This window comes from Actinomadura syzygii (assembly GCF_008085905.1).
GTDB classification, from domain to species: Bacteria; Actinomycetota; Actinomycetes; order Streptosporangiales; family Streptosporangiaceae; genus Spirillospora; species Spirillospora syzygii.
Genome location: NZ_VSFF01000004.1, coordinates 487,127 through 501,532 on the forward strand (window position 1 = coordinate 487,127; position 14,406 = coordinate 501,532).

The following is a 14,406-nucleotide window of genomic DNA, read 5'->3' on the forward strand; positions in this document are numbered from 1 at the left end:
GCCGGGGGCGAAGAGGCGAACGGAGACGCCCGGCCGGACGGCGCTCATGCGATCGTCTCCGTCCTGCCGCCGAGGGGCGGCGGGAGTCTCCGCGGTCGGGGGCCGGTGCGGCGCGGCACGCCCGGCCGGAGGGCGCTCATGCGATCGTCTCCGTTCTGCCGCCGAGAGGCGGCGGTACCGTCCGCGGCCGGGGGCCGGTGCCGCGCGGGACGCCCAGCCGGTCGAGGACGGGGGTGAGCGCCGCGACCACCAGGAGGTTCGCCGCGAGCGCGATGAGCGCGGTGTAGGCGTTGACCTCCCAGCCGCCGACGCCGATGGGCGCGACCGAGGAGAACCCGCTGCGGACGACCAGGACCGTCCCGGTGACCATGCCCGCGGCCCATCCGGTGAGCAGCGCGCGGGGGTGGAGGCGGCGGCTGTAGAGCCCGATCGCGACGGCGGGGAACGTCTGCAGGATCCACACCCCGCCGAGGAGTTGCAGGTTGATGGCGTCCTGGTCGCGCAGGCCGAAGACGAAGACGATCGCGCCGACCTTGGCGACCAGCGAGACGAGGCGCGCGATCCGCATCTGGTGCCGGGGCGTGGACGCCGGATGGAAGTAGGGCGCGTAGATGTTGCGGACGAACAGCGTCGCGACCGCGATCGACATGATCGCGGCGGGCACGAGCGCGCCTACCGCGAGGGCGCCGAACACGAGCCCGGTGAGCGCCGCCGGCATCAGCTCCCTGACCAGTAGCGGGACGGCGGCCTCGGCGGCGCCCGGCGGGGCCCGCACCCCGGCGGCGAGTGCGGCGACCCCGAGTAGCGCGAAGAGGCCGAGCACGCCCGTCCAGGCGGGGAGGCCGATGGACGCGCGGCGCAGCGTGTCGGGGCTCCTCGCCGAGAACGCGGCGGTCAACACGTGCGGGTACATCAGCAATGCCATCGCCGAGCCGAGGGCGAGCGTGGCGTAGACGGTGAACATGCCCGGTCCGAGGGTCAGCGAGGCGCCTGGCGCGCCGTGGGCGGCGAGTTCGCGTTCCGCGCCGTCGAACATCGGCCCGGGGCCGCCGAGCCGGTGCAGGACGACGGCGGTCACGGCGAGCACCGAGCCGAAGATCGCCGTGCCCTTGGCCAGCGAGATGATCGCCGGGGCGCGCAGCCCGTGCCGGTAGGTCGCGAAGGCCAGGAAGGCGAAGACGCCGATCAGCGCGAGGTCGCCGGCGGCGCCGCGCGGGTAGAGGCCGCCCGCGGCGAGCACCGCGCGGATGCCGAGGAGTTGGAGCGCGATGTACGGCATGGTGGCCAGCACGCCGGTGATCGCCACCACCAGCGCGAGGCCGGGCGAGCCGTGCCGGTCGCGGACGTAGTCGGCCACCGTGATGTGCCCGCCGCGGCGCGCCTCCGTCCACAGCTTGGGCAGCAGGACGAACGCCAGCGGATAGACGATGACCGTGTAGGGCAGCGCGAAGAAGCCGAGCGAGCCCGTCCCGTAGACCAGGCCCGGGAGGGCGGCGAACGTGTAGGCGGTGTAGATGGTGCCGCCGAGCAGGAACCAGACGGTGGCCGTCCCGAACCGGCGGTCGGCGAGCGCCCAGCCCTCCAGCGTCGGCAGCTCGGGCCCCGGCCGGAACCAGCGCGCGGCGAACGCCAGCAGGGAGGTGCAGCCGAGCACCGCGACGAAGGTCGCCGCGCCCATCGGCTCGATCATCAGATCACCGCCAGTCATCGCCTGATCTCACTAATGTTGCGCGGATCACGGCATCGGTTGACAGCGGATGCCCGCGAATCTCGGCCGATGTCCGTGTAAACCGATCCGGCGGCGCCCGCAACTCTGCTCCGACGACAACCCCACGGAGGCCCCGATGAGCGAGTCGAGCGCCGCACCGGACCACCCGCCCGACCCCATCCAGGTGCCCCGGTCCGGGCGACGGTGGGCGGCGGCGGTTTGTTTGGCGGTGCCGGTCGTGGCGCTGCTGGGCGTGCCCTGGTACGCGGGCACGGACGTCCATCTCGCGGGCGTGCGGCTCTTCTACTGGTACCAGTTCGCCTGGGTGCCGGGGAGCGTCGTCTTCATGGTGGCCGCCTATCTGCTGCGAGGAGGCCGCGACCGTGAGTGACCCGTGACGGGCGCGTAGCGTCCGCCGCCTTTCTCCTCCGTCCCGAAGGACATCGGGTCGCGCAGTTCAGCACCGGGCGCGCTTCCGCGCTGCCCTCATCCCGGAACTCAGGAGGTTCCCCATGCCCGGACCAGGCTCCCTCGCCTCACGAGTGACCACCAGATCGGTGCTCGTCTGGAGCGCCGTCTCGCTCGCGGGCGCCGTCGCGTGGGGCGTGCTGGCCCTGTCGCGCGGCGAGCGGATCTCCGCGATCTGGCTGGTCGTGGCCGCGCTCGGCTCATACGCCATCGGCTACCGCTTCTACTCGCGGTTCATCGCCCGCCGGGTGCTGAAGGTGGACGACGGCCGCGCCACCCCCGCCGAGCGGCTCGACGACGGGGTGGACTTCCAGCCCACCGACCGGCGCGTCCTGCTCGGCCACCACTTCGCCGCCATCGCGGGCGCGGGCCCGTTGGTCGGCCCGGTGCTCGCCGCGCAGATGGGCTACCTGCCGGGCACCGTCTGGATCATCGTCGGCGTCATCTTCGCGGGGGCCGTCCAGGACATGGTCGTCCTGTTCCTGTCCATGCGCCGGGACGGCAAGAGCCTCGGCCAGATGGTGCGGGACGAGATCGGCGTGGTCGGCGGCGTCGCCGCGCTCGTCGGGGTGTTCGTCATCATGGTCATCCTGCTGGCGGTGCTGGCGCTCGTGGTCGTGAACGCGCTGGCCAAGTCGCCGTGGGGGACGTTCTCCATCGCGATGACGATCCCGATCGCCCTGTTCATGGGCTTCTACCTCCGGACGATCAGGCCCGGACGGGTGATGGAGACGACCGTGATCGGCGTGTCGCTGATGCTGCTCGCGATCGTCGGCGGCGGCTGGGTGCAGGAGTCCGCGCTGGCCGGGGCGTTCACGCTCAGCCCGGAGACGCTCGTCATCTGCCTGGTCGTGTACGGCTTCCTGGCGTCGGTGCTGCCGGTGTGGATGCTGCTGACCCCGCGCGACTACCTGTCCACGTTCATGAAGGTCGGGACGATCGGGCTGCTCGCGATCGGGGTCCTCGTCGTCGCGCCGACGATGAAGACCGAGGCGGTCACGAAGTTCGCGGGCAGCGGCGACGGACCGGTGTTCGCCGGGTCGCTGTTCCCGTTCGTGTTCATCACGATCGCCTGCGGGGCGCTGTCCGGGTTCCACGCGCTGATCTCGTCCGGGACGACGCCGAAGCTGATCCAGAAGGAGTCGCAGGTCCGGCTGATCGGGTACGGCGCGATGCTGATGGAGTCGTTCGTGGCGATCATGGCGCTGATCGCGGCGTGCGTCCTCGACCCGGGCCTGTACTACGCGATGAACGCCCCGGCCGGGCTGCTCGGCGCCACGCCGGACAGCGCCGCCGCCGCGGTCACCCACCTCGGCTTCACCATCACCCCGGACGACCTGCGGAGCGCGGCGTCCGCCGTCGACGAGAACAGCGTCGTCGCCCGCACCGGCGGCGCGCCGACGCTCGCCCTCGGCATGTCGGAGATCCTGTCCGGCGTCATCGGCGGGTCGGCGCTCAAGGCGTTCTGGTACCACTTCGCGATCATGTTCGAGGCGCTGTTCATCCTGACCACGGTGGACGCCGGAACCCGCGTCGGACGGTTCATGCTGCAGGACGCCCTCGGCAACGTCTGGAAGCCGATCGGCCGGGTGGGCTGGAAGCCCGGGCTGTGGGGCACCAGCGCCGTCGTCGTCCTGGCCTGGGGCTACTTCCTGTACGTCGGCGTCACCGACCCGCTCGGCGGGATCAACCAGCTCTTCCCGCTGTTCGGCATCGCCAACCAGCTGCTCGCCGCCATCGCCCTGACCCTCGCCACCACGCTGCTCATCAAGAGCGGGCGGCTGCGGTGGGCGTGGGTCACCGGCATCCCGCTCGCCTGGGACGCCGCCGTCACGCTCACCGCGAGCTGGCAGAAGATCTTCGCGGACGACCCGAAGATCGGCTTCTTCGCACAGCGCGACAAGTTCTCCGCCGCGATCGACGCGGGCAAGGTGCTGCCGCCCGCCAAGAACCTCGACGACATGCACACGATCGTCCTGAACTCCACGGTGGACGGGGTGCTCGCCGCGCTGTTCGCGATCCTGGTACTGCTGGTGATCGGCAACGGGGCCGTCGTGTCGTGGCGGGCGATCCGGGCCCGGAGCCCACTGCCGACGGCGGAGGCGCCGTACACGCCGTCCACGATCGTCGCGCCAGCCGGGCTGTTCACGACCCCGGCGGAGCGCCGCGAACTCGCCGCCGCAGGCGCCGGGCCGAGCGAGGAAGCGGAGCCGCTCGCGTCATGACCGGGATGCCGTCCGAGTGGCTGCGGCACGTCGTCCGGTTCGTCCGCTGGTATCTGCGCGAGATCACCGGAGACGCCGCCTACGAGCGGCACGTCGCACGGCACCCCGGCCACGCGCCCACCCGCCGCGAATACGAACGACACCGAACCGCCCACCGAGACCAAAACCCCGAAGGCCGCTGCTGCTGACCCCACCTCGTACCTGGCCCGATCCCGCCCCCGAACCGAGCGGGGGTGTTCGTTGAGCGGTGAGGGCGGCTTTCGGTGCGGTGGGGCGGGTCAGAGCCAGTCGCGGCGTTTGAAGATCAAGTAGAGGGTCAGGCAGGTGCCCAGCATGAGGGTCAGGGCTATGGGGTAGCCCGCGATCCAGTGGAGTTCGGGCATGTGGTCGAAGTTCATCCCGTAGACCGTCCCGATCAGGGTGGGGGCGAACAGGATGGCCGCCCAGGCGGAGATCTTCTTGATCTCCTCGTTCTGGGCGTAGCTGGCCTCGGTGAGGTTCTTCATCTCCTCGTTCTGCGCCTGGGAGACCAGGGTCGCGTTGACGGTGAGGATGTCGGTCAGCATCTGCCGGAACCCGGTCACCCGCTCGACGACGGTCGTGGCGTGGTCGGCGACGTCCCGCAGGTAGCGGCGCAGCTCCTCGTCCGTGCCGTACTTGTCGAAACCGGCGATGAGGCGGTCGAGCATGGCGAGCAGCGGGATCGTGGCGCGCTGGAACTCGATCACCTCGCGGGAGAGCTCGTAGATGCGCCGGGACACCTTCGGGTCGCCGCCGAAGACCTCCGTCTCGATCTCGTCGATGTCGTTCTGCAGCCCGGCGACAACGGGGGCGTACCCGTCCACGACGGCGTCGAGGATCGCGTAAAGGATCGCTTCGGTGCCGCGTTTGAGCAGGTCGGGGTCGTCCTCCAGGCGGCGGCGCACGATGGCCAGGTCGGGCGCCTCGCTGTGCCGGACGGTCAGCACGAAGTCGGGTCCGAGGAACACGTGCAGCTCGCCGAAGTCGACCTCCTCGGTCTCGTCCAGGTAGCGGGCCGAGCGCAGCACCACGAACAGGGTCTCGCCGTAGCGCTCCAGCTTGGGACGCTGGTGGGCGACGATGGCGTCCTCCAGCGCCAGTTCGTGCAGCCCGAACTCCTCCGAGAGCGCGAGCAGCTGCGCCTCGACCGGCCGGTACAGGCCGATCCAGGCGAGGCCGCCGCTGGTGGCGCGGAGCCGCGTGATGGTGTCGGCCAGCGTCGCGGGCGAGTCGACGCGCCGTCCACCGCGGTAGAGGGCGTTGTCGATGACGCGGTTGTCCATCGCGGCGTCGGCGATGCGGGACCGCGGGTCCATCGACTCCTCCGGCGCGACGAACTCGTCGGCGGCGGAGCCGCGGTCCGGGCCCTGCGCGCGTTTGAGCGGACGCAGCGGACGCAGCCTGCGCTCGGCCATCCCTCCCACCTCCTCGGTTCGGATCGGGGACGATTGTGCCCATGATGTCCGGGTCGGCGTCCCATCCGGGTCGCCGTCCGGTGTGTCGGCGTGCCGTGACGGCCGCCGCCACGGCGGCTCCGCAGCCCCGCCACCTACAGTGACATCACGGCCATACCGGCGAGCAGGCCGGGGTGTCCCCCGCCGCCGACCGCAGACCGCCGGGCGCTCGCCGCTGCCGTCGCCTCCAGTGAATGGACGCCCGGCGGAAGTGTGAAATGGCGATTGCCCAACGTGACCAATTTCGGCTCGACCAGGAGAGATGGGTCGCCGCCGAAAAACGGTGTCCCGCAGTGCGACGGTGAGATGAGCGGCGGACGGCGAGCACGGCCATTCGGCCTGCGCATGGCGGGATCATGAAATCTTGTCGGGTTTACTCGGCGTAGTGATCAGCACGTGATAAAACGCGAACGTTGTTCACACCTGCTGACGGGTGATCGAGATGGCCGCTGCTCATTCCGGCTTCGGCGGCACACCGGGAACGGCAGGGCGAAACGGCGCCGTCCGGCGGCCGGAATGCCACTGTCGGGCATGGGTCGCCGTGTCGCCCGGCACCCGTATCGGCTCCGGCTCCGTCCGCCATGAATGTGCGCAGCGGGCACCAGGGACCGCGGCGGCACCAATGACGGTGACAATGTCGCGTAGCCCGCGTCCACGCGAACTCGACTTCGTCGGACGCCGGGGCCTGCCCATCCCGGAAGCGTCCTCACCGCTAATCGGCGGCGCGGAGCTGCGCTCATCGGCCCGACCTCCCGTCCGGTGACGCCCGCGCCTTGCCGACGTCCTCCCCAAGGGAGACGCAAGCGCGCTGACCTTCGCCGATGCGCTGGCCGGTCCCGGCCAAACGAGCCCGCGGTAAGCCTGCCGGAACGTCGTCCGCGAACACGAATCCCCTGGTCACGGCCTCTTTTAGGTCGGCGGCGGCACTCGGCCGCGCCTGCCGAGGTCAGAGCGCGTGGCCGGGAGGTTAGCGACCGGTAAGCGAATGTCGGAGACGATGACCGCATGCTCCCCGGCCAAAGACGTCATCGCCATGATGCGCTCGCGTTCCCCGCGAGGCGCCGGTCGCGTCCCTCGCCCCCGCCCGGTCCCTTGAGGGCGTGTCCCGGCGCCAGGACAGCCGGAGCCTTCCGCCCACCACACGTGTAAACAGCCGACCCCCGCGCGGCGCCACCAGATCCTGGGAAGTCTGTGAACGGGGGTTGAAATGCGGACCACAAGAGCTCCGCGCAAGCGATGCACCGCGATAGTGCGTCGCTTTTACGTGTTTCCGCGATAAAACAGACGCGCGCGTCCACGCAAGCGCCGCGCGCAATGTTTCACCTGCTATTAAATTGACCGTTCCCTACCCGCCCGGACCCCCCGCGTACACCCACTAATTCGTAGATGCGCGAATACCGAACGTAATGTCTACCGGCCGGTTTTCACGCCGTGCGAATGCCTGCTCACAGGTCGTGCAGACCCAATGGGCGACGGCAAAGCAAACGCACTTGCCAACGGTCATGATCACGTTCTAGAAAATAGGACTAGGGGGAGTGTAGGGGTCCCCACCGATTAGGGGTCCCAATAGGCTGGCCGAGATGCCGTGCCCGGAATGTCCCGAGGGCTCCGGGGCGCCGGCCAGAGATCCGGATAGACGTACGACAGCCGACCGAAAGTGAAAGCAACGGGGATGTGGACTCTGGCGGGACGGACGGGCCGCACGCCGGCACCCGGCGCGCGCGACGCGAATGACACGCACGGCGCGCGCGCCACAGCCGGACGACAGCATGCCGCGGGGCGAACCGGCCTCGCGGCGCCGCAGCTTACAAAGGGGGAAGCTCAGCGGATGTTGGTCAGAAGAGCAGAGACTCTTGAGAACCTTCACGACCTACTGATCAGTTCCGCCCGGGGGGACGGGGCCGTCGCCGCGATCAGCGGCCCGACCGCGATCGGGAAGACCGCCCTGCTCAACGCCGTCGCGGAACGCGCGGCGGGGACGGGGAGCCTGGTGCTCAGCGCGCTCGGCTCCTGGGACGAGCGCCACGTGCCCTACGGCGTGCTCGGCCAACTGTTCCCGTCGATGGAACTGCGCCGCTCGAAGCCGCGAGGTCCGGCGAAGCCCTGCTCGGGGGCGGGCACGCCGGACACGGGCGACGACGACGCGGCCGCCCTCGACACCGGCGGTCAGAACGACGGCGCCTCGGACACGGGCGACGGGAACACCATCTGGAACGGCAGGTACACCGAGAGCAAGGACGCCTGGAACAAGGACACCGGGAGCAAGGAGCCGAACGACGGGGAGCCGCTCGCGATCGCCCGTGCCGCGCACGAGATCATCACGCGGCTGACGCGGCGGCACCATCTGCTGATCACCGTCGACGACGTCCAGCACGCCGACGCCGCCTCGCTCTGGTGCCTGCGGTACGTGGCGCAGCGCCTCTCGCCGCTCTCGCTCGCGCTGGTGTTCACGCACGGCGCGTCCATCGAGGAGAAGCCGCCGAGCATCCTGCACGACCTGCTCTACCGGCCGAACGTCCGGCGCTTCCACCTCGAACCGCTGTCCCTGGACGACATCGCCCACCTGGCCGAGGACGAGGGCCGGACGTCGTGCGCCCACACGCCCGACCTCGTCGCGGAGATCCACGCGCTCACCGCGGGGAACCCGCTGCTCGTCGAGGCCCTGCTCGAAGAGCACCGGGTCTGCGGCGAGCCCGGCGCGGACGACCCGCGCGACCTCGGCACCGGGCCCGACGCCGGGCACGGCCTGCCCACCGGGCACGTCTTCCACCAGGCGGTGCTCGCGTGCGTGCACCGGCTCGGCCCGAGCGCGGTCCGGCTCGCGCACAGCATCGCGCTCCTGGACGACTCGGCCAGCACCCTGCTGCTCAGCCGGTTGAGCGGCATCGACCCGGACCTGGTGGACCGGCTCATCCGGATGCTCACCAAGATCGGCGTCCTCGACGGCCCGCGGTTCCGCCGCGTCGCCGTCCGGCAGGCGGTGCTGCACGAGATCCCGCCGGGCGACGGGGCGGACCTGCGGCACCGCGCCGCCCGCCTCCTGCACGAGGCCGGGGCGCCCGCCCGGGTCGTCGCGCCGCACCTGCTCGGCGCGGGTCCGCTGCGGGAGGGCTGGGTGCTGCCGGTGCTGCAGGAGGCCGCGCACGAGGCGCTCGTCGACAACGACGTGACGCGGGTCATCCGGTACCTGGAGCTCGCCAACGAGTGCTGCACGGACGAGGCGCAGCGCACGGCGGTCAAGGTGCAGTACGCGGGCGTCCAGTGGCAGCTCAGGCCCGCCGCGTCGGCGCAGCACTTCGCCGCGCTGAAGGCCCCGCTGCTCGCCGGGCGGCTCCCCGCCGACGACACGCTGCAACTCGCGCAGGGGATGCTGTTCCATCTCGACTTCGACGACGCCCTGGCGGTCATCGAGCATCTCGGCACCGGGCAGCAGGCCGACTGGGAGTCCGACATCGAGCTGCACGGCACCCGGCTGCTGCTCGCCGCCGAGTATCCGGGCGTACTGGAGCGGATGAGCCGTCCGCTGCCCGGCGTCGAGGTCTCGGTGACGTCGCCGTCCGGGCTGCGCGCCTCGCACGCCCTGGTGCGGATCCTCGAACGGGGCGCCGACGAGTACGCGATCGCCACGGCCGAGCAGGTGCTGCAGAGCACCGAGAAGCGGCCCCCGGCGATGACCAGGGGACGCCGCCTCGCCGCGCTGCTGTCGCTGATCTACGCCGACCGGCTGGACGCGGCCGGCGACTGGTGCGAGCGGCTCACCGCCGAGATCGGCGAGCACGACGCGCCCGCCGGTCGGGCGGTGATGGACTGCGTGAGCGCGCTCGTCGCGCTGCGCCGCGGCCGCCTCGCGCACGCGGTGGAGGAGGCGACGACGGCGCTCGCCGTCCTGTCCGGGCAGAAGTGGAACGTCAGCGGCGCGATGGCGGTCGCGATCCTGGTCGAGGCGCACACCGCGATGGGCGATCACCAGGCGGCGGCGCGGCAGCTGACGTTAGAGGTTCCGCCGGAGCTGTTCCTCACCCGGGCCGGTCTCCACTACCTGTACGCGCGCGGACGCCACCTCCTCGCCACCGACAACACCTACATGGCGCTGTCGGACTTCATGAAGTGCGGCGAGCTGATGCGGCGCTGGAACATCGACACTCCGGCGCTCGTCCCGTGGCGGCTCGGCGCGGCGGAGGCGTGGCGGCGGCTCGGCGACCACGAGCAGGCGACCCGGCTCGTCGAGGAGCAGCTCGCCCGGGCCGACACCGGCCTGCGGCGGTCGCGCGGGATGGCGTTGCAGACGCTCGCCTCGGTGCGGACGGCGGCGCAGCGTCCCACCATCCTCCAGGACGCGCTGCAACTGCTGGAGGCCAGCGGCGCCCGGTACGAGACGGCCGGGGTGCTCGCCGACCTGAGCGGCGCGTACCAGAAGCTCGGCGACAAGGCGAAGGCCCGCCGCACCGCGCGCCGGGCGTGGCGGATCGCGAAGAGCTGCAACGCGGAGGCGATGTGCCAGGCGCTGCTGCCGACCGCGTCGCCGCAGCCCGCCGCGACGAGCGCCGCCGGCGGCGACGGCGCGGCGGCGGGGTACGACACCTTCGCCCGGCTGAGCGACTCCGAACGGCGCGTCGCGATGCTGGCGGCCCAGGCGTACACGAACCGCGAGATCGCCGACAAGCTGTTCATCACGGTCAGCACCGTCGAGCAGCACCTGACCCGCGTCTACCGCAAGATGGAGATCAGAAACCGCGAGCAGCTCCTCGCGGCCATCCACATCGACAACTCCCAGGCCGTCTGACGGACCGTCCGACGGCACCCAGAACCCCCAGTTCCCGACCCCGGCCTCCAAGCCCGCCGATCGCAGCCCCTGCCAGCGCCTCCCGAGCGCGGCGGGGGCCTTCTCATCTACTCGCCCGCCTCATCCGTCCGCGCTCGCATCCGGCCGTCGGGGTCGGTGTAGCGGCGGATGTCGATGACGTCCGCGCCGGAGACGTCCGGGTCGAAGAAGGGCAGCAGGAAGTCGGTCACCGTGTTGACCACCTCGGCGAAATGGCCGTCCAGGAACGGCGGCCCACCGGTGAGGATCTTGGTCTGGAACTCGCCGTCGGTGTGCGCGCCCCAGTCCAGGACGTCGCTGACCGGGACGCCTCGGTCGGTGTCCCCGCCGAGCGCGACGATGGCGGACCGCACCCGCGACCGCCTGGCCGGCACCCGCGACGCGACCGCGAACAGCGCGACCGGGTCGACGCCGTACTCCTCCTCCAGCCGCAGCGCCATCTCGAACGCGAGGACGGCGCCCGCGCCGTCCCCGAACAGCGCCACCGGACGGTCGATGTACTCGCTCACCCCCTCCAGCACGCAGTCCGCCTGCTCCCCCACGCTCTCCGGCGGCGACCGGCGGGGCACGCCGCGGGGGCCGCGGTACTGCACGGCGAGGACGCCGACCGACGGCGCGAGGGCGTCGGCGAACGCCGCGAACGAGTCGGGCCGCCCGTCCGCGCGCGGCAGGCACACCATCAGCACCTTGCAGCCGGCGAGCGGCCGGAACTGTCGGATCCAGAGTCGGGCGGGAGCTGGGCCGGGCATGTCGGCGCGATCCTCACAGGGGATGGAGCCCGCCACGGCGGCGGTGGTCTCGGGGGAGGCCGGGCGGGGGGTCACTCCGAAGTCCAGGCCCTCGGGGCACGGTACGGGCGCGGGACGCGGCGCCGGGGCGGGCGGCGCGGCCGCCCCGCGACGTTCGCCGGGTCGGCGCGGGCGGCACGGCCGCGGAGCACGGCGAGCAGCACCGCGGTGGCGGCCGCGAGCTCCGCATCGGTCGGCGCGCCGCGCACGACGCGCAGGACGGGGGCGGTCGCATGCTCCACCGGGCACCTTCTCTCGGCCTCGCGCCTGACGGCGTGGCGTGTGGCGGGGTCACATCGGCTGGTTGCCGTGCTTGCGGGACGGCGTCGGCGCGTCCTTCGCGGCCAGCATCGCGAGGGCGTCGACCAGCACCGCCCGCGTGTCGGCGGGGTCGATGACGTCGTCGACGAGCCCGCGCTCGGCCGCGTAGTAGGGATGCATCAGCTCCTGGCGGTACTCCTTGATCCGCTGCCGCCGGGCCTCGTCCGGGTCGGGCGCGGCGGCGATCTCCCGCCGGAACACGACGTTCGCGGCGCCCTCGGCGCCCATGACCGCGATCTCGTTGGCGGGCCAGGCGAACGACAGGTCGGCGCCGACCGAGCGGGAGTCCATCACGATGTAGGCGCCGCCGTACGCCTTCCGCAGGATCACCTGGATCCGCGGAACGGTCGCGTCGCAGTACGCGTAGAGCAGTTTCGCGCCGTGCCTGATGATGCCGTCGTATTCCTGGTCCTTGCCCGGCAGAAATCCCGGCACATCGACCAGCGTCACCAGCGGAATGTTGAACGCGTCGCAGAACTGGACGAATCTCGCGGCCTTTTCGGACGCATGGATGTCCAGTACGCCGGCGAGCGCGGCGGGCTGGTTGCCGACGATTCCGACGACCTGCCCGGCCAGCCGGGCGAACGCGCAGACGATATTCGGCGCCCAGCGGGAATGGATCTCGAAGAAATCGCCGTCGTCGACGAACTCCGCGATGACCGCGCGCATGTCGTAGGACTGCCGGGCGTCCGGCGGGACGAGGTCGAGCAGCGCCTCGCAGCGCCGGTCCGGCGGGTCGCCGGACGGCTCGACCGGCGGCAGCTCGCGGTTGTTCGACGGCAGCAGGGACAGCAGGTGCCGGACGTCCTCCAGGCACTCCCGCTCGTCCGCGCAGACGATCGTCGCGGCGCCGGACACCGAGCCGTGCACGTCCGCGCCGCCTAGCTGCTCATGGGTGATCGACTCGCCGGTCACGGACTTCACGACGTCCGGCCCGGTGATGTACATCTGCGCGGTGTCGCTGACCATGAACACGAAGTCGGTGAGCGCCGGAGCGTAGGCGGCGCCGCCCGCGCACGGCCCGAGGATGACGCTGATCCGCGGGATCACGCCGGACGCGCGGACCGTCCTGCGGAAGATCCCGCCGTACCCGGCGAGCGCGGTGACGCCCTCCTGGATCCGGGCGCCCGCGCCGTCGTTCAGCGCGACCAGCGGCGCTCCGGCCGCCTCGGCGAGGTCCATCACCTTGTGGATCTTCTGCGCGTGCGCCTCGCCGAGCGAGCCGCCGAAGATGCGGAAGTCGTGCGCGAAGACGAACACGGTGCGGCCCATGACCTTGCCCCAGCCGGTCACGACGCCGTCGGTGGCGGGACGCTTGTCCTCGAGGCCGAAGCCGCTGGCGCGGTGCCGCCGCAACTGCTCGATCTCCCTGAACGTGCCGGGGTCGAACAGCAGGTCGATCCGCTCGTGGACGGTCAGCTTCCCGCGCGCGTGCTGCCGCTCGGTCGCCGCCGCCGACGGACCCTCCCGCGCCATGGCCCGGGCCTCGCGCAGCTCCGCCACATTCGATCGCATATCGGCGGACCCCGGGCGGTCCGCGGCGGTCCTCTCCCCGGCGGGCTCCCCGGCGGATTCGCCTTCCCCGGCCCCGGTCGCGGCCGCCGAGTCCGGACGGGCAATTATCGTCATACCGGCGCTCCTCCGCGATCTCATGTCGTTGACAAGGTCACCCGGCGCGGCCGGAGAATTCAACCCCCGCGGATTCTCTTAGGGGAGCGTAGGGGTTGGGGCCAATTACCGCGCGGCGGCATCATGATCCGATGCCACTCTCCTTTCATTCGCGGGGAAGATGACGACGATGGCCCATTCGACCACCACCGGTTCCAGCACGGCGGGCGACGCCTGGGCGCGGGCCTTTCACCCGGCGCCGGACGCCGCCGCGCGGCTCGTGTGCTTTCCGCACGCGGGCGGCGCCGCCAGCTTCTACTTTCCGGTCTCGGCGGCGCTGCGGCCGAAGACCGAGGTGCTGGCCGTCCAGTACCCGGGCCGCCAGGACCGCCGCGCCGAGGCTCCGATCACCGACATCCAGGTGCTCGCCGACCGGGTGTTCGAGGCGCTGCGCCCGCGGCTCGCCGACCGGCCCGCGTTCTTCGGGCACAGCATGGGCGCGATCGTCGCGTTCGAGGTCGCCCGCCGGATGGAGCGGGAGGACGGCCACTCCCCCGCCGTGCTGGTCGCGTCCGGGCGCCGGGCCCCGTCGCGGCGCCGCGCCGAGTCGGTGCACCTGCGGGACGACGACGGCATCGTCCGGGAGCTGAAGCGCCTGAACGGCACGGGCAGCGTCCTGCTGGACGACGAGGAGCTGCTCCGCACGTTCCTGCCCGCCGTCCGCGGCGACTACCAGGCGATCGAGACCTACGAATGCCCGGAGGGACCGCCGCTGAGCTGCCCGATCACGGTGTTCACCGGCGACGACGACCCGCACGTCACGCTCGACGAGGCGCGGGCGTGGCGCGACCACACGACCGGGGGGTTCGACCTCCAGGTCTTCCAGGGCGGGCACTTCTACCTGACCGCCCGGCCGAAGGAGACCCTCGCCCGCCTCACGGACGTGCTGTCCCGGTTCTCCTAGACCGGTTCGCCCGGCCCAGTTCTCCCA

10 protein-coding genes are annotated in these 14,406 nt (G+C 71.7%); 5 read left to right on the plus strand and 5 right to left on the minus strand.

Annotation, left to right across the window (positions count from 1 at the left end):
• Positions 1 to 136: 136 nt before the first annotated feature.
• Positions 137 to 1,708 (minus strand): sodium:solute symporter family protein, encoded by a 1,572-nt coding sequence (locus tag FXF65_RS12230; RefSeq protein WP_246198507.1) that lies wholly within the window; start codon positions 1,706 to 1,708, stop codon positions 137 to 139.
• A gap of 136 nt (positions 1,709 to 1,844) precedes the next feature.
• On the opposite strand from FXF65_RS12230, the gene FXF65_RS12235 reads away from it, so the two are divergent.
• The 3 genes from FXF65_RS12235 to FXF65_RS12245 all read left to right on the plus strand — a co-directional run bounded on the left by FXF65_RS12235 (position 1,845) and on the right by FXF65_RS12245 (position 4,589).
• On the plus strand, positions 1,845 to 2,099 hold the full coding sequence (locus FXF65_RS12235) for a DUF3311 domain-containing protein (RefSeq protein WP_148349876.1): 255 nt from the start codon (positions 1,845 to 1,847) through the stop codon (positions 2,097 to 2,099).
• Positions 2,100 to 2,220: 121 nt separating this feature from the next.
• A complete protein-coding gene (locus tag FXF65_RS12240) occupies positions 2,221 to 4,401 on the plus strand; it encodes a carbon starvation CstA family protein (protein WP_148349877.1) in 2,181 nt (726 codons plus the stop codon).
• Positions 4,398 to 4,589, plus strand: a complete 192-nt coding sequence (locus FXF65_RS12245) for a YbdD/YjiX family protein (RefSeq protein ID WP_246198508.1) — start codon at positions 4,398 to 4,400, stop codon at positions 4,587 to 4,589. The genes FXF65_RS12240 and FXF65_RS12245 overlap by 4 nt, the downstream gene beginning before the upstream one ends.
• 90 nt (positions 4,590 to 4,679) lie before the next feature.
• Here the strand turns inward: FXF65_RS12245 and FXF65_RS12250 are convergent, their stop codons facing one another.
• Entirely contained in the window at positions 4,680 to 5,837 is a 1,158-nt protein-coding gene (locus FXF65_RS12250) for a magnesium and cobalt transport protein CorA (protein ID WP_148349878.1), read from the minus strand.
• 1,867 nt (positions 5,838 to 7,704) lie between these two features.
• Between FXF65_RS12250 and FXF65_RS12255 the strand changes: the two genes are divergently transcribed.
• Entirely contained in the window at positions 7,705 to 10,659 is a 2,955-nt protein-coding gene (locus FXF65_RS12255; RefSeq protein ID WP_148349879.1) for an ATP-binding protein, read from the plus strand.
• A gap of 107 nt (positions 10,660 to 10,766) precedes the next feature.
• Here FXF65_RS12255 and FXF65_RS12260 read toward each other — a convergent pair whose 3' ends face one another.
• The 3 genes from FXF65_RS12260 to FXF65_RS12270 form a co-directional block, all read right to left on the minus strand.
• A complete protein-coding gene (locus FXF65_RS12260; RefSeq protein ID WP_148349880.1) occupies positions 10,767 to 11,447 on the minus strand; it encodes a thioesterase II family protein in 681 nt (226 codons plus the stop codon).
• A 71-nt stretch (positions 11,448 to 11,518) separates the two neighbouring features.
• On the minus strand, positions 11,519 to 11,728 hold the full coding sequence (locus FXF65_RS12265; protein ID WP_148349881.1) for an acyl-CoA carboxylase epsilon subunit: 210 nt from the start codon (positions 11,726 to 11,728) through the stop codon (positions 11,519 to 11,521).
• Between the two features lie 49 nt (positions 11,729 to 11,777).
• Entirely contained in the window at positions 11,778 to 13,322 is a 1,545-nt protein-coding gene (locus tag FXF65_RS12270) for an acyl-CoA carboxylase subunit beta (RefSeq protein ID WP_187412249.1), read from the minus strand.
• A 283-nt stretch (positions 13,323 to 13,605) separates the two neighbouring features.
• On the opposite strand from FXF65_RS12270, the gene FXF65_RS12275 reads away from it, so the two are divergent.
• Positions 13,606 to 14,379: a thioesterase II family protein gene (locus FXF65_RS12275; RefSeq protein ID WP_148349883.1), complete on the plus strand. Its 774-nt coding sequence runs from the start codon at positions 13,606 to 13,608 to the stop codon at positions 14,377 to 14,379.
• The last annotated feature ends 27 nt before the right edge of the window (positions 14,380 to 14,406 follow it).

Bases quoted from the DNA above. Each gene is read 5' to 3' on its own strand.
- FXF65_RS12230 (WP_246198507.1), bottom strand. From the start codon at position 1,708: ATGACTGGCGGTGATCTGATGATCGAGCCGATGGGCGCGGCGACCTTC.
- FXF65_RS12235 (WP_148349876.1), top strand. From the start codon at position 1,845: ATGAGCGAGTCGAGCGCCGCACCGGACCACCCGCCCGACCCCATCCAG.
- FXF65_RS12240 (WP_148349877.1), top strand. From the start codon at position 2,221: ATGCCCGGACCAGGCTCCCTCGCCTCACGAGTGACCACCAGATCGGTG.
- FXF65_RS12245 (WP_246198508.1), top strand. From the start codon at position 4,398: ATGACCGGGATGCCGTCCGAGTGGCTGCGGCACGTCGTCCGGTTCGTC.
- FXF65_RS12250 (WP_148349878.1), bottom strand. From the start codon at position 5,837: ATGGCCGAGCGCAGGCTGCGTCCGCTGCGTCCGCTCAAACGCGCGCAG.
- FXF65_RS12255 (WP_148349879.1), top strand. From the start codon at position 7,705: ATGTTGGTCAGAAGAGCAGAGACTCTTGAGAACCTTCACGACCTACTG.
- FXF65_RS12260 (WP_148349880.1), bottom strand. From the start codon at position 11,447: ATGCCCGGCCCAGCTCCCGCCCGACTCTGGATCCGACAGTTCCGGCCG.
- FXF65_RS12270 (WP_187412249.1), bottom strand. From the start codon at position 13,322: ATGCGATCGAATGTGGCGGAGCTGCGCGAGGCCCGGGCCATGGCGCGG.
- FXF65_RS12275 (WP_148349883.1), top strand. From the start codon at position 13,606: ATGGCCCATTCGACCACCACCGGTTCCAGCACGGCGGGCGACGCCTGG.